Raw genomic sequence first — 17,582 nt, 5'->3', positions numbered from 1 at the left:
GCTACCACCACTTCTCCGGCTGGAAGGTTCCCGCCGCCTGCTCGATGGCGGCGGCTGTCTGGAACAGGGTTTCCTCGTCGAAGGGACGGCCAATCAGCTGCAGGCCGAGCGGCAGGCCCTTGGCATCGAGGCCGGCAGGCACGGCAATGCCCGGCAGTCCGGCCATGTTCACGGTCACCGTGAAAATGTCGTTGAGGTACATTTTCACCGGATCGGCGGCCATGTCCTCGTCAGCGATGCCGAAGGCGGCCGACGGCGTCGCCGGCGTCAGGATGACGTCGACGCCGTCGGCAAAAACCGTCTCGAAGTCACGCTTGATCAAATTGCGCACCTTCTGCGCCTGCAGATAGTAGGCATCGTAATAGCCTGCCGACAGCACATAGGTGCCGATCATGATGCGACGCTTGACCTCCCGACCGAACCCGGCGGCTCGGGTCTTTTCGTACATGTCGACAATGTCCTGGCCCGGCACGCGCAGGCCGTAGCGGACGCCGTCATAGCGCGCCAGATTGGATGACGCTTCGGCGGGCGCAACGATATAATAAGCCGGCAAAGCGTATTTGGTGTGCGGCAGCGAGATGTCGACGATCTCGGCGCCGGCATCCCTGAGCCAGGCAATGCCCTTCTGCCACAGCGCCTCGATCTCTTCCGGCATGCCGTCGACGCGGTATTCCCGGGGAATGCCGACCTTCATGCCCCTGATCGGTTTGCCGATCGCCGCCTCGTAATCCGGCACCGGCCGGTCGACGGAAGTGGTGTCCTTGGCGTCGACCGAGGCCATGGACTTCAGCATGATCGCGGCATCGCGCACGTCCCGGGCGATCGGGCCCGCCTGATCGAGCGACGAAGCGAAGGCGACGATGCCCCAGCGCGAGCAGCGGCCATAGGTCGGCTTGATGCCGACGGTGCCGGTGAAGGCGGCTGGCTGGCGGATCGAGCCGCCGGTGTCGGTGGCGGTGGCGCCGGCGCACAGGAAAGCCGAGACGGCGGAAGCCGAGCCCCCCGACGAGCCCCCCGGCACCAGTTGGGCATTGTCCAGCGTGCGCGCGGTCTTGGTGCCGCCGGCCGAAACGAAACCGCCATCGCCCTGATGCGTGGTCGGCATCACCACCGTGTCGAGGCGCGAACGCCGCCACGGATTGACGACAGGGCCGTAATAGGAGGTCTCGTTGGACGAGCCCATGGCGAACTCGTCCATGTTAAGCTTGCCCAGCATGACGGCGCCGTCTGCCCACAGATTGGCGGTGACGGTCGATTCGTAGCGCGGCTTGAAGCCGTCCAGCACATGGCTGCAGGCCTGGGTGTGGATACCTTCGGTGCCGAACAGGTCCTTGATGCCGAGCGGGACGCCTTCCAGCGCACCGCCCTGGCCCTTGGCGAGCCTGGCGTCGGAAGCTTTGGCCATATCGCGCGCCTTGTCGCCGGTGACGACGATGTAGGCATTGAGCACCGGATTGGCGCGCTCGATGGCACCGAGATAGGCCTCGGTGATTTCGACGGCCGAAATCTCCTTGGCGCGCAGCTTGGCGCGCGCCTGCGAAATTGTCAGATGGGTCAGTTCGCTCATCAAAGGCTCTTTTCGTAAAACACCGACCACTCGGAATCGGGATAATCCAGCACCGGCCCGCAGCGCGAGAAGCCGGCGCGTTCATAGACGGTCCAGGCGGCGGGATGGCGGTCGCCGGTTTCAAGCACCAGGCGCTTCAGCCCTTCGCTGCGCGCCAGCGTTTCGACATGCTCGACGATCTTGGCGCCGATCTTCCTGCCGCGATGCGAGGGCCGCGTGTACATGCGCTTGACCTCACCGACGCGGGCGTCATGGCGCTTCAGCGCGCCGCAACCGATGGCTTGCCCGTCGTCGCGGGCGATGAACACGGTGGTGTCGTCGCCAGCCATCTGCTCGACCGTCAGATGGTAGCAATGCTCCGGCGGCGTCAGTTCGAGCAGCGTCGCGTTGAGCTCCTCGACCAAAGCGCGGACATCGTCCTGCAGCGGCGTTTCGATCGCGATCTCGATTGCCATCGGCCGCCTACTCCACGACCTTCGGCACGAGGAAGAAATTCTCGTCAGTGGCCGGCGCATTGGCGACGATATCGGCGGCCTTGTTGCCGTCGGTGACGATGTCTTGGCGCTTCTTCATCTCCATCGGCGTCACCGATGTCATCGGCTCGACGCCGGAGACATCAACCTCGTTCAGCTGCTCGACAAAGCCCAGAATGGCGTTCAGCTCGCCGGTCATGCGCTCGGCATCCTCCTCGCTCACCGCAATGCGGGCGAGACGCGCGACGCGCTTCACAGTTTGCAGATCAACGGACATGTCTTTAGCCTTTGGGAAAACCAGATGGCGCTATAGCGGCGTGGCGCGTGCCGCGCAACATCGATCGTGCTTGGGGATAAAGCCCGTTCATGCCAGGGCGGCATTTCAGCCTAGGGCAGCGATACACCCTCGCACAGATAATAGCTGCCGCCATTGCCGGCCTGCTCGCCTTCGTCGGCGGTCGGGCGCACCGAGACGATGTCGATTTGGGTCGCGTTCATCTGCGTGATCGACAGTATATCGGGAAAGAGAAAGCCCGGCTCCTGGCAGATGGCAGTGACCGCCCAGCTCGGCGAGCGCGTCGCCTTGGTGACCTGGACGAACTCGCAATTATACTCGACGCTTTGCAGGCCGTCCGCCGACAAGATGACATTGCCGGTGTCGATCAGCGTCTGCAGCGTGTCCTTTTTGGCTTGCGCGCAAAGCTCCTGGGTCTGGAGGTAAACGCCCTTGATGAAGTCCTCGGCGGCGGATGCGGGCGACGCAGCGACCAGCATCGAAACGCAAAGAGTCTCTCTCAAACCCATGGTTTAATTCCCCTTTGCGACAAGGGATCGTTTCAACGATCGCTCTATAGTGTGATCGTTTGGCCGATGGCTGGCAAGGCTACGTCGACACCTGATCCTTCGAGGCCGGCCACGAACTTCTCCGCCGTCGCGTCGATGATCGGGAAGGTGCCGAAGTGGCATGGCACGACGGTGTCGAAGTGGAAGAAGCGCCGGCAGGCCAGGGCCGCCACCGCGCCGCCCATGGTGAAGCGGTCGCCGACCGGCACGAGGCCGATCTTCGGCTCATGCAATTCCTCGATCAGCGCCATATCGGAGAAGATGTCGGTGTCGCCCATATGGTAGAGCGTCTTGTCCTCCGGGAAATGCAGGACCAGCCCGTTGGGATTGCCGAGGTAGACGTTCTGGCCGCCATCGAGCCCAAACGACGAGGAATGCAGTGCCTGCACGAATGTGGTGGTGAAGGCACCGCAATCGACGGTGCCGCCATGATTGCCGGGATTGATCTTCTTGCCGTCGACGCCCTTGCCGACCAGGTACATGCAGATCTCGTAATTGGCGACCAGCTGGGCGCCGCTCTTCTTCAGCACCTCCACCGCGCCGCTGACATGGTCACTGTGGCCGTGGGTCAGAAGCACATGGGTGACGCCTTCCGCCGGCCCCTCCCAGCCGCTCGTCCATGATGGGTTGCCGACGAGATAGGGGTCGATCAGGATGGTCGCGCCTGATGTCTCGACGCGGAAGGCGGAATGTCCGTACCAGGTCAATTTCATCGATCGTGTTCCTCGATTTTGGTTGCGCCGGAAGATAGAACGCCGGCAGCAAAATTAAAGTGACATAGTGTGCTCGCGGTTCAAAAGAACGTGTCGCGCTCTTTGTGACGGCAAGTCTGGGTCACGGTTAGACTGGGTCACGGTAAAACTGGTTGGGGAAAGCCGTTGGGCATCATAGCAATCGAGGATCTGCCGGCACGGCTGGAGGGCGGCAGGACGCTGGCCGGACTCGACCTCGGCGACAAGACGATCGGTGTCGCCGTTTCCGACCGCGGCCTGTCCTTTGCCCATCCGCGCCCTGTCATCCTGCGTAAAAAGTTTTCGCTGGATGCGGCAGCGCTGCTCGCCCAGCTGCAGAAGGATAATGTCGGCGCGTTTGTACTCGGCCTTCCTATCAACATGGACGGCTCGGAAGGTCCCCGCGCCCAGAAGTCGCGCGCCTTCGTGCGCAACATGGCAGGCATAACCGACCTGCCCTTCGTGCTGTGGGACGAGCGGCTGTCGACGGTGGCGGCGGAGCGGACGCTGATCGAGATGGATTTCTCGCGCCGAAAGCGCGCCGGCAAGATCGATTCGGCGGCTGCGGCCTTTATTCTGCAGGGAGTTCTGGACCGGCTCCAGTCGCTTGACCCACGCGATCGGACGGAGCCGGATTCCCCGCCTGCCGCCTGACCCAGGCCGTGATGTTGCGGCGGCGGCGAAACGCCCACAATGCCATCAGCAGGAAGCCGTCAAAGACGCAGGCCCTTGCCACCATGCCCGGAATGATCGCCGGATCGATGCCCAGCATCTGCCCGTAGAGCTGGAACACGAAATCATGCAGCTGCCGGCTGAGCATGACGTAGCCGAAATTGATGTCGTTGAGCGACAGGAAGAACCAGCCCCAGAACAGAGCGAGTGGCGCGGCCCACAATGCGAACAGCGTGCGCATCAGTGACCGTCCCTGCGGCTGGAACCGCCTCTGGGACCGCTGGGACCAATGTCCGGACGGCCGGAAATGCGCGACAGCAAGGAGCCGTGCGCGGCACCCTTGGCCATGGCATGGGCGGTGGCGCGGCTCTCTGCCTCCCGCGAAACCATGACGGCGAAGACCGACCTCCGCTCTGCCAGCATGGCGACATAGGAGGCCAGAAGTGCCGCCAATTGCACGGCGACAACCAAAAACAGGCCGTTGAGGCCTCGCGCTGCGCCGCCGATCAGGATCAGCGACAACACCGCGGATGCCGAAATGAAGGCGGTCCGCGCCACACTGTCGGCTCCGTCCGGGCTCGCTGCGGCGTTAACTAGGCTCTCGACGAAGACCCAGCAAAACAGCACCGCCACGACCAGCAAGGCGATGGCCAGCGGCGCCACGACGGCAGCATTGTCGAGATCGGCCAGACGAGTGTTTTCCACGACGACGCCGAGCACGCCCAGAGCGCCCGCAACGCCGCGGTTTCCATCGACACAGATGAACGCCAGCAGGGCGAAAACCAGCGCCCAGTGCAAGGCCAGAAAGGACGTCAAAATGTGCCGCATGGCATTCCTGCTTTGGTGACAAAGACAGTGGGGTCTGCGGCCTGCGGCTGCAACGGAAACCATTCGTTAAGGTTAACGGCTGTCCACAGGCAGGCAAATTCGTTCAAGGCCTGGCGGAAGGCCCTCAATTCACCGGCGGATAGAGCGTGTCGATGATCATGCGCGCATCGTGGCGCGAATCGAGCATGCCATAGGTGTTGCGCCACTGGCCGGCGAGCCGCGTCTCGACGAAGGCGTCCGCAATCCGCCCTGCCCCCAGCCGGCGCAATTCCGCAGCTGCCGCCGACAGCGCCAGTTGTTCGGTCAGCAGGCGGGCCGACCCCTCATCGGTGCCGGCGACCTGCATGGCCGCCTTGAGCACGCCAATGGTTCCGCGTCCGCCGGCGCCGAGATCGCGGTCGATGCCGGCCAGCACCTCCTCGAACAGGCCGGGCGCGCGGCCGAGCACGCGCAGCACGTCGAGCGCCATGACATTGCCTGAGCCCTCCCAGATCGCATTGACCGGGGCTTCGCGGTAGTAGCGGGCGAGCGGCGCTTCCTCGACATAGCCATTGCCGCCGAGGCACTCCATCGCCTCATAGAGCAGTGGCGGCGCGATCTTGCAGACCCAGTATTTGACCACCGGGGTCATGGCGCGGGCAAAAGCAGCCTCGCCGCGGTCGCCGGCAGCCTCGTCGAAGGAGCGCGCCAGTCGGAACGAGAGTGCCGTGGCGGCGGCGACATCGAGCGCCATGTCCGCCAGCACGCGCTGCATCAGCGGCTGTTCGATCAGCGTCGAGCCGGCCACCTGGCGGTGACGGGCGTGATGCACGGCCTCAGCCAGACCCGCTCGCATGATTGCCGACGAGGCGACGGCGCAGTCGAGCCGGGTCAGCGTGACCATGTCCATGATCGTCTTTATGCCGGCGCCGGGCTCGCCGACCATCTCGCCGATGGCGTTGACGAACTCTACCTCCGATGAGGCGTTGGAGCGGTTGCCGAGCTTGTCCTTCAGCCGCTGAAAGCGGAAGCCGTTGCCGGAACCGTCGCCGAGGATGCGCGGGACGAGAAAACAGGAAAGCCCTTCCGGTGCCTGTCCAAGCACGAGAAAAGCGTCCGACATCGGCGCCGACATGAACCATTTGTGGCCGGTGAGGCGATAAAAGCCGCTGCCGGCGCGTTCGGCCCGTGTGGTGTTGGCGCGCACGTCGGTGCCGCCCTGCTTTTCGGTCATGCCCATGCCGAGCGTCAGCCCGGCCTTGTCGACCGGCGGCTTCTGGCTCTGGTCGTATTTGCGCGTCGTCACGCGCGGCGCCCATTCGCGAAACAGCTTTGGGCTGGCCATCAGGGCGGCCAGCGAAGCGCTGGTCATGGTGATGGGGCAGAGATGCCCGGTCTCGAGTTCGGCGGTCAGGTAGAAACGCGCGGCGCGCACCTGATGGCGACGGCCGATCTCGCTATCGCCGTTTTCCCAGATCGAGGAATGCAGGCCGCCGGCAACCGAGCGGCGCATCAGCGCATGATAGGCCGGATGGAATTCGACGAGGTCGATGCGCCGGCCCTGACGGTCATGCGTGCGGAGCTTCGGCGTCTCGACATTGGCGAGGCGCGCCAGCTCCTGCGCCTCCTGCGTCAGGACGAACCGGCCAAGCCCATCGAGGTCCTTGCGCACCGGATCGGAAAAACGCTCGGCAAGCTGGATCAGCAACGGATCGCCCCGCCAGGCGTTGCCGCCCGTCAGCGGCGGCGGCTGGTTGGTCACGTCGTCGGTCACGCCCAATCCTTCTGAAAGTAGAAGGGCCTTCCAACGGTAGAAAGGCCTTATCATCACAAGGCTTCGAATCCGAAGCAATCGGCTAGATATAGCCCAAGCCAGGCGGCGCGCGCGACGAAAATACCGGGGAGAAAGGCCGCAATCCCAAGCTGGCGCTTGCGGCAAGGAATTCTCCCCCCTATAGCAGCGCCTTGAGATGACCGACGCTTCGTCCCTGCCGCTTTATCCTCACCGCCATCTTCTGGGCATCCGCGATCTTTCCCCCGGTGATATCGAGCTCCTGCTCGACCGGGCCAATCGCGCCGTTGCCATTTCGCGGCAGTCCGAAAAGAAGACCTCGACGCTGCGCGGCCGCACCCAGATCAACCTCTTCTACGAAGCCTCGACGCGCACGCAGTCGTCGTTCGAACTGGCCGGGAAACGGCTCGGCGCCGACGTCATGAACATGTCGGTGGCGAGCTCTTCGGTGAAGAAGGGCGAGACGCTGATCGACACGGCGATGACGCTGAACGCCATGCGGCCCGACATCCTGATCATCCGCCACCAGTCTGCGGGCGCCGCCGCCCTTTTGGCGCAGAAGGTCGGCTGCTCGGTGGTCAATGCCGGCGACGGCGCGCATGAACACCCGACGCAGGCGCTGCTCGACGCGCTGACCATCCGCCGCGCCAAGGGGCCGCTGTCGAAACTGATCGTAGCGATCTGCGGCGACATCCTGCATTCGCGCGTCGCGCGTTCCAACATCATGCTCTTGAACGCGCTTGGCGCGCAGGTGCGGGTCGTGGCGCCGTCGACGCTGCTGCCGTCCGGCATCGAGAAAATGGGCGTCATCGTCTCGCGCTCGATGGCCGAGGGCCTCAAGGGCGCCGACGTGGTGATGATGCTGCGCCTGCAGCGTGAGCGGATGGAAGGCGCCTTCGTGCCTTCGGTGCGCGAATATTTCCGCTATTTCGGCCTCGATGCCGAAAAACTGAAGGCCGCCAAGGACGGCGCGCTGGTCATGCATCCCGGGCCGATGAACCGCGGCGTCGAGATTGCGTCCGAAATCGCCGACGGGCCGCAAAGCGTCATCCAGGAACAGGTCGAGATGGGTGTCGCCGTGCGTATGGCGGTGATGGAAGCGCTGCTCGACCCGCGCCGCAACGAGGGCCGGAGCGCATGAGCACGACGGTCTTTGAGCGCGCCCGCATCGTCGACCCGTCACGCGGCATCGACGAGGTCGGCACCGTCATCGTCGAAGGGAAAAAGATCGTTGCCGCCGGCAAGGCTGCCCTGAACCAGGGCCTGCCGGCGGGAGCCACCGTGGTCGACTTCTCCGGCAAGGCGATCATTCCCGGCCTGATCGACGCGCGCGTCTTCATCGGCGAACCGGGCGGCGAACATCGCGAGACCATCGCTTCGGCCAGCGTTGCGGCGGCGGCCGGCGGCGTCACCTCCGTCGTTATGATGCCCGACACCGACCCGGTGATCGACAATGTCGCGCTGGTCGAATTCGTGCTGCGCACCGCCCGGGACACGGCAAGCGTCAACATCTTTCCGGCGGCGGCGATCACCAAAGGCCTCGCCGGTCGCGAGATGACCGAATTCGGCCTGTTGCGCGAGGCCGGTGCGGTCGCCTTCACCGATGGGCGGCACACAATATCCAGCGCACTGGTGATGCGCCGGGCTCTCACCTATGCCCGCGATTTCGGTGGCGTCATCGCACATGAGACACAGGATGGCGACCTCGCTTCGGCAGGCGTGATGAATGAAGGCCTGTATGCTAGCTGGCTCGGCCTTGCCGGCATTCCGCGCGAGGCCGAGTCCATCCCCCTGGAGCGCGACCTGGCGCTGGCACGGCTGACGCGCGGCGCCTACCACGCGGCCAAGATCTCGACGGCGATGGCAGCGCAAGCGATGACGCGCGCGAAAGCCGACAAGGCCAATGTCACGGCGGGCGTAGCGATCCACAATCTGTCGCTGAACGAGAACGATGTCGGGGAATACCGCACCTTCTTCCGGCTGACGCCGCCTTTGCGCGCGGAGGAAGACCGGCTGGCCATGATCGAGGCGGTCAAGGACGGCACGATCGACATCATCGTCTCCTCGCACGACCCGCAGGATGTCGACACCAAGCGCCTTCCCTTCGCCGATGCAGCTGCCGGCGCGATCGGGTTGGAGACGCTGCTTGGAGCAGCGCTTCGGCTCTACCACAATGGCGACGTGCCGCTACTTCGGCTGGTCGAAACACTGTCCACCGCACCAGCAAGGCTGTTCGGCCTGCCGGGCGGCACGCTGAAGCCGGGAGCGCCGGCCGATCTTGCGCTGATCGACCTTGAAGAACCCTGGATCGTGAGTGAAAGCGGCATCCGCTCGCGCTCGAAAAACACCTGCTTCGAAGGTGCGCGGCTGCAAGGCATGGTCTTGCAAACGCTGGTGGCGGGCCGCACAGTGTTTTCGAGCTAGAGCGATCGCGCCACGTCGCAGACCGATATGTTGCTGGGGAAATGCGGGGACAAACAATGAGTTATAACGTTATCCTGGCATTGCTGTTCGGCTATCTCCTCGGCTCGATTCCCTTCGGCCTCTTGATCACCCGCGCGGCCGGCCTCGGCGATGTGCGCAAAATCGGCTCCGGCAATATCGGCGCTACCAACGTTCTGCGCACCGGCAACAAGGGCCTCGCCGCCGCGACGCTGGTGCTCGACGCGTTGAAGGGTACGGCGGCGGTGATGATCGCGCGCCATTTTGGACACGACTACGGACTGTGGGCCGGCCTTGGACTCTGGGGGGGCCTTGGCGCCTTCCTTGGCCATCTGTTTCCGGTCTGGCTCGGTTTCAAGGGCGGCAAGGGCGTGGCGACCTATCTCGGCGTGCTGATCGCGCTCGGCTGGCATGTGGCGCTGATTTTTATCGTCGTCTGGCTGGCGATGGCTTTTCTGTTTCGCTATTCCTCGCTGGCAGCGCTGACGGCGGCGGTCATCGTGCCGATCGCGCTTTATTTCTGGAGCACACCTGAGACCGCCGGGCTGTTCCTGGTGATGAGCCTGATTGTCATCTTCAAACATCGCGCCAACATTTCGCGCCTTCTTGCCGGCACCGAAGGCAAGATCGGAGCCAAGGGTTGAGCAAGCCCGCCGCCGGGCCGCGCCTCAGCGACCGGCAGCGGCTGAGCTGGCTGCGGCTGATCCGCACACAAAATGTCGGCCCGGCCTCGTTTCGCGAATTGATCAACCGCTTTGGTTCGGCGGAGGCGGCGTTGGAGATGCTGCCCGAGCTGATGATTTCGGGCGGAGCCAAAAGGATCATGCGCATTCCTTCCGTGGAGGAAGCCGAAGCGGAACTCGACGCAGCCAGTGAAAACGGCGCCCGCTTCGTCGGCATCGGCGAGGCCGACTACCCGCCGATGCTGAAAAACATGGACAATCCGCCGCCACTGATTGCCGTGAAGGGCGAGGCAGCCGTCTTTCGCCTGCCGGCGGTGGCCATCGTCGGCGCCCGCAACGCGTCGCTCGCCGGCATCAAGATGGCGCGCATGCTGGCGGCGGATCTTGGCCGCGACGGCTACGTCATCGTTTCCGGCCTGGCGCGCGGCATCGACACGGCCGCACACCAAGGCAGTCTTTCCACTGGCACAGTCGGCGTGCTGGCCGGTGGGCTCGATGTCCCCTACCCGCCCGAAAATATCAGCTTGTGCGAAGACATTGCCGAGCGTGGCGGCGCCGTTATTTCGGAAATGCCGTTCGGCTGGCAGCCGCGGGCGCAGGATTTTCCGCGCCGCAACCGGCTTGTCGCGGGCGCCGCCCTCGGACTGGTGGTGATCGAAGCGGCGCAACGCTCCGGCTCGCTGATCAGCGCGCGCCTGGCCGGCGAGATGGGCCGGCTGGTCTTTGCCGTGCCGGGTTCGCCGCTCGATCCGCGCTGCGCCGGCTCCAACGGGCTGCTCAAGGACGGCGCCACCCTGGTCACCGAGGCGGCCGATGTTTCCGGTGCGATTGCACCCTTGGCCGGCACGCGAACGCGAAGCATTGCGCCGCCAGAAAAGGCACCCGATTTTTCGGCAACACCCCCGCCCGGTGAGGACGAACGCAGCGGCGTGCTCGAGATGCTGGGCCCAACGCCGGTGGGCGTGGACGAGATCATCCGCCACACCGGCCTCAACGCCGCGCAAGTCTCCATGGTGCTGCTGGAACTCGACCTTGCCGGCCGCATCGAGCGCCATGCCGGCGGCAATGTCTCACTGGTTTCGTGAAAGCCTGAGACTTAGTTTGCGGCCGCAAATACCGCAGCACTTTCAGACATGAGGCGCCGCGCGGCGGGCTGGACATTATCCCTGTATGTAATGCATTGGCGGTAGCGGCCATCGGCAACGCGCTGTTTACCAATGCGCTCCCACTCCGGTGTCCAGGAGGAATTCCAGTCAAAATCCTGGGACATCAGATTTTCCCTGTCGAAGCATTGCGGATCCCTCTCGAGTATCCGACGCGCTTCATCGGCGAGGGGACTATAGTTTTCAACAGCCGCTATCTTCCGCGCCCGCGCGGCCGGGGAAAGCTGAATTGCCGATTCGACACGTCCCGCCACATTTGGAACCGCAGCGGAACAAAGCTGTTTGCCGACCTGTGCCGTCTTTCGCAGTCCTCGGCAGAGGGCCTGGCCAAACGCAAAGGCAAGATCATGTATGGGATTATAGCCGTCGACCGCATCCGATACGATCTGGACACTCTTTGCGGTCGTTAGATCGGCGCGCACTCTCGAAAACATGTCGATCAGGAAATCATGGTTCCCGGCCAGCAGCGCTTCGTACCAGGCGCCATCCGGAATTTCCCCAAACACCGCGCCGCGTGTCGCGCCCGCAGCTTCGACCAGATCGCGCGAATAGCGGGTTCGCGATGTTTCCTTGCCGCCTGATCCGTCGGTCAGAAGATAGACCCTTGGTTTGGCGATCTCGAGCCAATGGTGGATCCTGAGTTCGTGCCCGGGGTGAGCGAGAATCAGCACGTTTTCCAGTTTTTCTCCTGACTTTTCAGGCAACAATGGCTCCAATCCAGTTTCTGGTCCGATCGAGCCGAATGGCCTGGGGACAAATTCAGGCGCAAACCTTGGCCGCGACAATGCTGACGAAGCTTGTTTGGTCAGCGGCTTCAACTTAAGACGCTGCCAGAAACTCATGCGCCTTTCTCTCATATCAGATGTAGTGCGCAAGCAAGGAATCGCCCGTTGCGAATTCTTATCACCAATCTCTCCCTGTCGCGAAACAGCGGATCGGAAGCGGTCGTCGAACTGTTGGCCGACGGGCTTCGCGGCGCCGGCCATCAGACCATGCTGCTGGCTCCCACTCTGGGCGACATGGCCGATAGAATGCGTCGGCGCGGGCATCATGTCGTCGATCGGATTGCCGAGATCGTCGAAAGGCCCGATGTCATTCACGCCCAGCATCTGACGCCCTGCCTGACTGCGCTCGCCAGGTTTCCCGACGTGCCAGCGGTATTTTCCTGTCACAGCGCCTTCTTTGAAGTCGAAGCGCCGATGCTGCATCCCCAGATACGCCATTGGATTGCGGTCGACGAGGCGTGCCGAGCCAAATGCCTGTCGAGGGGCATACCGGCCGACCAGATGAGCCTTGTCTACAACGCGGTCGATCTCAATCGCTTCAAACAGCGCCCACCGCTCCCCGCCAGACCCGCGCGAGGCCTGCTGCTGACCAAGAATTTCGAGCACCAGGCGGCGGTTCGTGAGGCCTGTGCGAGAAGTGGCATCCAGCTGGATGAGCTAGGTCCAGCCACCGGGCGGTTTTCGCAGCAGCTGGAACAGGATCTGCTTGGTTACGACCTCGTGTTCGCAACCGCCCGGATGGCCATCGAGGCAGCTGCGGTCGGCTGTTCCGTCGTGGTTTGCGACGCGCGCGGTTTTGCGGGATTGCTCAGCAGCGCAAACATGGAGGCATGGCGTCGCTTCAATCTGGGCGTTGGGCTTTTGACCAAGCCGACCACGGTCGAAAATCTTCTGGGCGCGATATCCGGTTTCGATGCGAACGATGCCGCGGCGGTGTCCACCTATTTTCGGAAGGCGGCCGGCGACGCGTATTTTGTCGAGGAACATGTGCGCATCTATGATCAGGTGCTGCGATCCGACAGGGGGCTGAATCCCGATGAGCGCGCGCTTGCGACCGCCGTGTGGATCGAAGAGATCGGGGTCTCGCATCCACGCCGAAGATGGTTTCACATCGTGAAAGAATTGCACGGCTGGCCGGATGCGCCCGAATTGGCGACGCTTCTGGCTCAGTCCCACGCAAACTCGCGAGTTTTGGAGAAGCTTGGCGAACAGATCGCCAGAACCCAGCAGCTTGTTCTGGACGAGGCTGTCTCGCGCGCCGCCGCGCTGGGCGACAACCCGGCTGTGCTGAGCCGGGTGGAGGAACAGCTTTCGAACCTTTCAAATTTTGTGGACGAGATAAAGCGGCTGTACAACGGTATGATCCCCCTGTTCATCAGAAAGCTTCTCCTTCGGGCGCGTAAAGGGGTCGGACATTGACAGGGCTCGACGGCTTGGACCGCGATAAATTGAGTGGCTACAGCATCTGCACCTCGCCACGATCCGGCAGCAATTTCCTGTGCCAGCATCTGAGCGGCACGGGCCTGCTCGGACATCCGCTGGAATATTTCAATTGGGGCGGGCGGCGCTATTTCGATGACCCGGACTACCCCAAGGATATCGCCGGCCAGGTCTGGAAGATCCTTACCATGGGCGCCACTCCCAACGGCATCTACGGCTTGAAGTTATTTGCCCACCAGCACGACTGGATTTCGGGCGAGGTGAACTGGGTCGATGCCCTTCCCAATCTTCGCTTCGTGCTGCTCACCAGACGCGACTTGCTTGGCCAAGCGATTTCCTGGGCACGCGCGCTGCAGACGGGACAATACCGATCGAGCCAACCGATGGCCCAGAAGCCGGTCTTCGACGCTGGACTGATCCAGAGCCAGCTCAACGCCCTTGCTCGTGAACGAGCCCGCTGGGAGATGTTCTTTGCGCGCACCGGTATCGAGCCCTTGCGGTTCGAATACGAGACAATGATCGAGGACCCTCGCCACGCCGTCAGTCAGGTCGCCGAGCTGATGGGCCTGAAGCCGCCCTCCAGGCTGGACCCCGGCAACGTGACCGTTGAGCTGCAAAGGGATGCATCAAACCTCGAACGGGCAGACCGCTTCCGGGCAGAGCGCGGCGACCCGAACATCCTGGACTTGATCTAGCTCCGCAGAATTCGTTTCGGGCTGTCTGGAGCGCCGCTGAGCGGGTAGCAAAAGTAGCCATTTACTCTTCGCCATCCCGTCTGTATCACCGCCCCAGACCGCGTGGGGCGCCACGCCATCCAGCCGGGGGGCAGATGTCGACACCGTTCAATGCATTTACTTTGGTTGAGTTTCTCGCCTTTGCAGGGTTGAGCTTCCTTTATGTCCGGGCAGACGATTCGTTATCCCCCAGGGGCAAGACCGAGTGTACCATCGTCGCAGGGATACTGTTTGCGATCCTGGTCGCGGCAAGAGCCCCGGCGTTGCTTACCTTCTACAGGGTTTGGGCTGAAATTGGCCCTCTGTACTTCGGCTATGCCTATGCGAACGGTCCGTTAGCCGCTCTGTTCAACCCGGCAAGCAATTACTACGATCTAGCGGCAAACCTATCTTCAGCCGTTGCGGTGTCGGCCGGACTTCAGTGGTGGCCGGTCGTTGACACCGGCTCCGGTCTTCTGGTGGCTTTGCTGTTTCCATTTGTTGTCGCCGGCACAACGCAATCGATATCGTGGCGAACCGGAATCCTGTTGGCGGTTGCGACCGCGCTCTATTGCGTCACCGCATCGGAAACATTCGGAACGGCACTGCACATCAAAGGCTGGGGACCTGTTTATGCCGCGCTTGTTTTTGGGTCGTTGGCGTTCAAACAGCCGCTCAATCGCGTTCATATCGGTCTTCTTCTAGTGCTGCCGTTCACAGGAACCCCCGCAGCTTTCGCGCTGATCATATGGGCGGCTGCCGGCTTTGTGCTACGGCAGCCTTATCTTGTCCGACCTCTGGTTTGGTCTATTCCTGGATTGGCGACGCAGATCGGCTGCGCACTGTTGCCGGCAACGAATACCGGCTTGGCCGTACGGCCGTTCACGTTCCTCGGTTTTGCAAGCTTGCCAGACCTGTTCCTGCTCAAGGTGGGTGGTGCGATCCTTTGGCCGGCCTTGTTTTTCAGCAACTTGACACCGGGTACGCTTGAACTGATAGCAGCTGCCATCGTGTTCCTTGGCGTGCTTGGAGCTGCAGTTTTCCTCGCCCGCCGCCAGCCCATCCTGCTGCTCGTCCCGATCGTTGCGCTGCAATTTTCGGCTACTGCGATTCTCGCCGTCGGAGGTGCCGAGTCACTGCTCCAATCAGGATCTGGCTTCAGGTATTACTTCGCGCCAGTCGCAACACTTCTAATCGTTCTGGCGATTTGGGCGTCTTCGTGGAGGTTGGTTACAAGGGTCGCGGCGGTTGCTATTTGCCTATGCGCGGTCCTCGCAAATCGAGACTACAACGCCATGGTCGACGGCTTGTTCTTCACACCGTCCCACACCAGTTGGTCCTCGCAGGCAACGACCCATCTCACGTCACCGTCGCAAACGCTTGTAAATTACCCCGGAGCAGGCGGAGTACAGCTACCGGACTGTGGAGAATACCACTGCTAACAAGCACATCAGGTTGTTTCGGAATTGTGATGGTACATGACGAACCTGCCGACCAAAGTCGCGCCAGCAATAACACCTCCCGCCAGCATCAGCAAAAAGACCTGGTGAAACTCAGGCGATTCGAGAGACGCCGCATTGCCGAGCAATGAACCGACATAGACATAACCAAAAAGGGCGGGAAGCGACGCTGCGGTTCCTATCACGTAGTCGGCGAGGCGAATTCCACTCGCGCCCAGCGCAATGCTTGTGGCGGCAAAGGGAACGACCGGTGACAGGCGGATCAGAAAAACCGATCGCCAGCCGTCAGCGGCAAGGAACTGTTTGACCTTGTCGAGGCCGCCAACAATTTTCGTGTTGGTAAAAGGAACGTTTTGGAGACCCTTTCGGCCTATGTAGTAGCCGACGATGCCGCCGGCCAAAGTCCCGACGAGCGCCATTGCCGAGCCACCGGCGAATCCGTAAACCGCTCCGCCTGCGATGCCGAGCAGGGACGCCGGCAATATGCCGGTGGCGGCCACTAGAAACTGCATCACGACCAGCGCAACGAAACCAAACAACCCTGTCTGCTGAACGCTCGCTTTGGCGATCCGCAAGATATCGTCGAGATAGCCCGACAGCGCCGCGGGGACGAGAACCATCGCAAGGCCCGCCACACCGAGGGCCATTCGTGTCCGGCGCCTCATCAGATATTGCTCCCGACGAATAACGGATCTTGTCGAATGCCCAGTTTGCTGAGGCGAAACTTCGCCGCGGTTTTCAAGACACCCAGGCCATAGACGACGCTACGCCGAAAGTTGATCGACGACGCCTCCGGGAAGTATCTCGTCGGACAGGACATCTCGCCACCACGCAGGCCGAGATAGACGGCCTGGCAGACCATCTCATTGTCGAACACAAAGTCGTCCGAGCACCGGTGATAAGGAATCTCGGTCAACGCTTTCCGGCTCCAGCACCGAAAGCCAGTGTGAAACTCCGACATTTTCTGACCGATCAGAATGTTTTGAACCAGGGTCAGAAAGCGATTGGCGATATATTTATAGACCGGCATGCCGCCGCGCAGGGCACCCTTGCCCAAGATGCGCGAACCAAAGACGTAATCATACTCGCCAGAGGCGACCATCGAGGCAATGGCCGGCACCAACCTGGGCGAATATTGATAATCGGGATGAAGCATCACGACGATATCGGCATCGCGCTGCAGCGCCGCATCGTAACAAGTCTTCTGATTGCCACCGTAGCCCTTGTTGATCGAATGCTCGATTGTGTGAATGCCGAGCTGTCGCGAAATGCCGACAGTATCGTCCTTCGAGAGATCGTCCGTGAGAATAACGTCGTCGATCAATTGCATCGGCAAGGCGAAGTAGGTCTTCTCCAGTGTAGCCGACGCATTATAGGCGGGCATGATCACCGCCACACGCAATCCATCAATCATTTCTACGCTAACGCCCCGATGTTGCGTTTCCATTGCCGGAAAACGTCCTATAGCGCAAGCCGGCCTAGCATTTCCCGATCCACGTGCGGCAAAAACGCCACGCAATGTTTCCGTCCGCACCAAACGACGCCGGAACGAGAGACCGTGGTGGTCGAGGTCCCCGTTGAGGTCCCGGTTTATGTCGAGCCGCCAATCCAGTCGACGGCAGAACTCGCGCGCCTGCTGGCAAAGCGGGTCCGGCGCAAGGCGCTTTCCCTAGCCGGGTTGTCCTAAAGTTAGCCGATCAAGCAAACTGGGGCCGTCGGTTGCCGGGCAACGACGGCGCGCAGTCAGATCCATTTGATGTTTCGGATGTTTCCTGCGCGATGCGCTGGCGAATGCGCTCCACCCGACGCGCTATGTCTGGCGACACCCGGTCGTGCGTTTCAACCAGAATGGCGCCGATAGCATCTTGCAGCCCAGCTTCGCGGGATGCTTCGAGGCATTCGGCTTCGCTGCTCTCAATGTCCATCTTCATGATCGATGGCACGCCGGCGGCGCCAACGCCGGTACAGATGCCACCGCAGGGTATTTTTCCAGGCGGCTCTCGGAAAAGCA

At 62.3% G+C, this 17,582-nt stretch carries 20 protein-coding genes; 8 read left to right on the top strand and 12 right to left on the bottom strand.

Annotated features, from left to right (window positions below):
• Window position 1 precedes the first annotated feature (1 nt).
• The 5 genes from NKJ78_RS03765 to NKJ78_RS03745 form a co-directional block, all read right to left on the bottom strand.
• Complete coding sequence (locus NKJ78_RS03765; protein ID WP_023738704.1) at window positions 2-1,567, bottom strand: amidase; 1,566 nt, start codon at window positions 1,565-1,567, stop codon at window positions 2-4.
• The gene (locus tag NKJ78_RS03760) at window positions 1,567-2,022 is read right to left on the bottom strand and encodes a GNAT family N-acetyltransferase (RefSeq protein ID WP_023706217.1); all 456 of its coding nucleotides are present in this window, start codon (window positions 2,020-2,022) and stop codon (window positions 1,567-1,569) included. The genes NKJ78_RS03765 and NKJ78_RS03760 overlap by 1 nt, the downstream gene beginning before the upstream one ends.
• A 7-nt stretch (window positions 2,023-2,029) precedes the next feature.
• On the bottom strand, window positions 2,030-2,317 hold the full coding sequence (gene gatC, locus NKJ78_RS03755) for an Asp-tRNA(Asn)/Glu-tRNA(Gln) amidotransferase subunit GatC (protein ID WP_023670999.1): 288 nt from the start codon (window positions 2,315-2,317) through the stop codon (window positions 2,030-2,032).
• Window positions 2,318-2,427: 110 nt separating this feature from the next.
• On the bottom strand, window positions 2,428-2,844 hold the full coding sequence (locus tag NKJ78_RS03750) for a hypothetical protein (protein ID WP_023670998.1): 417 nt from the start codon (window positions 2,842-2,844) through the stop codon (window positions 2,428-2,430).
• A 44-nt stretch (window positions 2,845-2,888) separates the two neighbouring features.
• Entirely contained in the window at window positions 2,889-3,596 is a 708-nt protein-coding gene (locus NKJ78_RS03745) for a metal-dependent hydrolase (protein ID WP_023684673.1), read from the bottom strand.
• A gap of 165 nt (window positions 3,597-3,761) precedes the next feature.
• On the opposite strand from NKJ78_RS03745, the gene ruvX reads away from it, so the two are divergent.
• Window positions 3,762-4,268: a Holliday junction resolvase RuvX gene (ruvX, locus tag NKJ78_RS03740; RefSeq protein WP_023724364.1), complete on the top strand. Its 507-nt coding sequence runs from the start codon at window positions 3,762-3,764 to the stop codon at window positions 4,266-4,268.
• Here the strand turns inward: ruvX and NKJ78_RS03735 are convergent.
• The 3 genes from NKJ78_RS03735 to NKJ78_RS03725 form a co-directional block, all read right to left on the bottom strand.
• Window positions 4,186-4,527, bottom strand: a complete 342-nt coding sequence (locus NKJ78_RS03735) for a DUF6105 family protein (RefSeq protein WP_023738703.1) — start codon at window positions 4,525-4,527, stop codon at window positions 4,186-4,188. The two genes, ruvX and NKJ78_RS03735, sit on opposite strands and share 83 nt — an antisense overlap.
• Entirely contained in the window at window positions 4,527-5,114 is a 588-nt protein-coding gene (locus NKJ78_RS03730; protein WP_352562366.1) for a hypothetical protein, read from the bottom strand. Before NKJ78_RS03730 ends, NKJ78_RS03735 begins: the two co-directional genes overlap by 1 nt.
• A gap of 124 nt (window positions 5,115-5,238) precedes the next feature.
• Complete coding sequence (locus NKJ78_RS03725; RefSeq protein ID WP_502896836.1) at window positions 5,239-6,921, bottom strand: DNA alkylation response protein; 1,683 nt, start codon at window positions 6,919-6,921, stop codon at window positions 5,239-5,241.
• A gap of 142 nt (window positions 6,922-7,063) precedes the next feature.
• Between NKJ78_RS03725 and NKJ78_RS03720 the strand changes: the two genes are divergently transcribed.
• From NKJ78_RS03720 to dprA, 4 genes are read left to right on the top strand one after another with little or no spacing between them, the layout of a single operon-like run.
• The gene (locus NKJ78_RS03720; RefSeq protein ID WP_352459342.1) at window positions 7,064-8,026 is read left to right on the top strand and encodes an aspartate carbamoyltransferase catalytic subunit; all 963 of its coding nucleotides are present in this window, start codon (window positions 7,064-7,066) and stop codon (window positions 8,024-8,026) included.
• Window positions 8,023-9,309: a dihydroorotase gene (locus NKJ78_RS03715; RefSeq protein ID WP_352459343.1), complete on the top strand. Its 1,287-nt coding sequence runs from the start codon at window positions 8,023-8,025 to the stop codon at window positions 9,307-9,309. The genes NKJ78_RS03720 and NKJ78_RS03715 overlap by 4 nt, the downstream gene beginning before the upstream one ends.
• Before the next feature lie 56 nt (window positions 9,310-9,365).
• Window positions 9,366-9,971, top strand: coding sequence for a glycerol-3-phosphate 1-O-acyltransferase PlsY (plsY, locus tag NKJ78_RS03710; RefSeq protein ID WP_352459344.1), 606 nt, complete (start codon window positions 9,366-9,368; stop codon window positions 9,969-9,971).
• Complete coding sequence (dprA, locus tag NKJ78_RS03705; RefSeq protein WP_352459345.1) at window positions 9,968-11,095, top strand: DNA-processing protein DprA; 1,128 nt, start codon at window positions 9,968-9,970, stop codon at window positions 11,093-11,095. Before plsY ends, dprA begins: the two co-directional genes overlap by 4 nt.
• An 11-nt stretch (window positions 11,096-11,106) precedes the next feature.
• Here the strand turns inward: dprA and NKJ78_RS03700 are convergent, their stop codons facing one another.
• Window positions 11,107-12,015 (bottom strand): hypothetical protein, encoded by a 909-nt coding sequence (locus NKJ78_RS03700; protein ID WP_352459346.1) that lies wholly within the window; start codon window positions 12,013-12,015, stop codon window positions 11,107-11,109.
• Window positions 12,016-12,063: 48 nt separating this feature from the next.
• Between NKJ78_RS03700 and NKJ78_RS03695 the strand changes: the two genes are divergently transcribed.
• The 3 genes from NKJ78_RS03695 (at window position 12,064) to NKJ78_RS03685 (ending at window position 15,553) form a co-directional block, all read left to right on the top strand.
• Complete coding sequence (locus NKJ78_RS03695; RefSeq protein ID WP_352562365.1) at window positions 12,064-13,377, top strand: glycosyltransferase; 1,314 nt, start codon at window positions 12,064-12,066, stop codon at window positions 13,375-13,377.
• Window positions 13,374-14,093 carry a Stf0 family sulfotransferase gene (locus tag NKJ78_RS03690; RefSeq protein WP_352459348.1) on the top strand — a complete coding sequence of 240 codons (720 nt, stop codon included), beginning with the start codon at window positions 13,374-13,376 and terminating at the stop codon, window positions 14,091-14,093. Before NKJ78_RS03695 ends, NKJ78_RS03690 begins: the two co-directional genes overlap by 4 nt.
• 134 nt (window positions 14,094-14,227) lie before the next feature.
• Window positions 14,228-15,553, top strand: coding sequence for a hypothetical protein (locus NKJ78_RS03685; RefSeq protein ID WP_023688605.1), 1,326 nt, complete (start codon window positions 14,228-14,230; stop codon window positions 15,551-15,553).
• Window positions 15,554-15,561: 8 nt separating this feature from the next.
• Here the strand turns inward: NKJ78_RS03685 and NKJ78_RS03680 are convergent, their stop codons facing one another.
• The 3 genes from NKJ78_RS03680 to NKJ78_RS03670 form a co-directional block, all read right to left on the bottom strand.
• Window positions 15,562-16,218 carry a TVP38/TMEM64 family protein gene (locus NKJ78_RS03680; RefSeq protein ID WP_352459349.1) on the bottom strand — a complete coding sequence of 219 codons (657 nt, stop codon included), beginning with the start codon at window positions 16,216-16,218 and terminating at the stop codon, window positions 15,562-15,564.
• A gap of 17 nt (window positions 16,219-16,235) precedes the next feature.
• Window positions 16,236-17,018: a glycosyltransferase family 2 protein gene (locus NKJ78_RS03675; protein WP_196813777.1), complete on the bottom strand. Its 783-nt coding sequence runs from the start codon at window positions 17,016-17,018 to the stop codon at window positions 16,236-16,238.
• Between the two features lie 250 nt (window positions 17,019-17,268).
• A complete protein-coding gene (locus tag NKJ78_RS03670) occupies window positions 17,269-17,502 on the bottom strand; it encodes a hypothetical protein (protein WP_352459350.1) in 234 nt (77 codons plus the stop codon).
• Between the last annotated feature and the right edge of the window lie 80 nt (window positions 17,503-17,582).

This window comes from Mesorhizobium sp. M0037 (assembly GCF_040323635.1).
Taxonomy (GTDB): Bacteria; Pseudomonadota; Alphaproteobacteria; order Rhizobiales; family Rhizobiaceae; genus Mesorhizobium.
This window is presented reverse-complemented; position numbering and strand designations above follow the sequence as displayed.

Excerpts from the sequence above, each read along its gene's own strand:
- NKJ78_RS03765 (WP_023738704.1), bottom strand. The coding sequence starts at position 1,567 with ATGAGCGAACTGACCCATCTGACAATTTCGCAGGCGCGCGCCAAGCTG.
- NKJ78_RS03760 (WP_023706217.1), bottom strand. The coding sequence starts at position 2,022 with ATGGCAATCGAGATCGCGATCGAAACGCCGCTGCAGGACGATGTCCGC.
- gatC (WP_023670999.1), bottom strand. The coding sequence starts at position 2,317 with ATGTCCGTTGATCTGCAAACTGTGAAGCGCGTCGCGCGTCTCGCCCGC.
- NKJ78_RS03750 (WP_023670998.1), bottom strand. The coding sequence starts at position 2,844 with ATGGGTTTGAGAGAGACTCTTTGCGTTTCGATGCTGGTCGCTGCGTCG.
- NKJ78_RS03745 (WP_023684673.1), bottom strand. The coding sequence starts at position 3,596 with ATGAAATTGACCTGGTACGGACATTCCGCCTTCCGCGTCGAGACATCA.
- NKJ78_RS03735 (WP_023738703.1), bottom strand. The coding sequence starts at position 4,527 with ATGCGCACGCTGTTCGCATTGTGGGCCGCGCCACTCGCTCTGTTCTGG.
- NKJ78_RS03730 (WP_352562366.1), bottom strand. The coding sequence starts at position 5,114 with ATGCGGCACATTTTGACGTCCTTTCTGGCCTTGCACTGGGCGCTGGTT.
- NKJ78_RS03725 (WP_502896836.1), bottom strand. The coding sequence starts at position 6,921 with ATGATAAGGCCTTTCTACCGTTGGAAGGCCCTTCTACTTTCAGAAGGA.
- NKJ78_RS03720 (WP_352459342.1), top strand. The coding sequence starts at position 7,064 with ATGACCGACGCTTCGTCCCTGCCGCTTTATCCTCACCGCCATCTTCTG.
- NKJ78_RS03715 (WP_352459343.1), top strand. The coding sequence starts at position 8,023 with ATGAGCACGACGGTCTTTGAGCGCGCCCGCATCGTCGACCCGTCACGC.
- plsY (WP_352459344.1), top strand. The coding sequence starts at position 9,366 with ATGAGTTATAACGTTATCCTGGCATTGCTGTTCGGCTATCTCCTCGGC.
- NKJ78_RS03700 (WP_352459346.1), bottom strand. The coding sequence starts at position 12,015 with ATGAGTTTCTGGCAGCGTCTTAAGTTGAAGCCGCTGACCAAACAAGCT.
- NKJ78_RS03685 (WP_023688605.1), top strand. The coding sequence starts at position 14,228 with ATGTCGACACCGTTCAATGCATTTACTTTGGTTGAGTTTCTCGCCTTT.
- NKJ78_RS03680 (WP_352459349.1), bottom strand. The coding sequence starts at position 16,218 with ATGGCCCTCGGTGTGGCGGGCCTTGCGATGGTTCTCGTCCCCGCGGCG.
- NKJ78_RS03675 (WP_196813777.1), bottom strand. The coding sequence starts at position 17,018 with ATGGAAACGCAACATCGGGGCGTTAGCGTAGAAATGATTGATGGATTG.
- NKJ78_RS03670 (WP_352459350.1), bottom strand. The coding sequence starts at position 17,502 with ATGAAGATGGACATTGAGAGCAGCGAAGCCGAATGCCTCGAAGCATCC.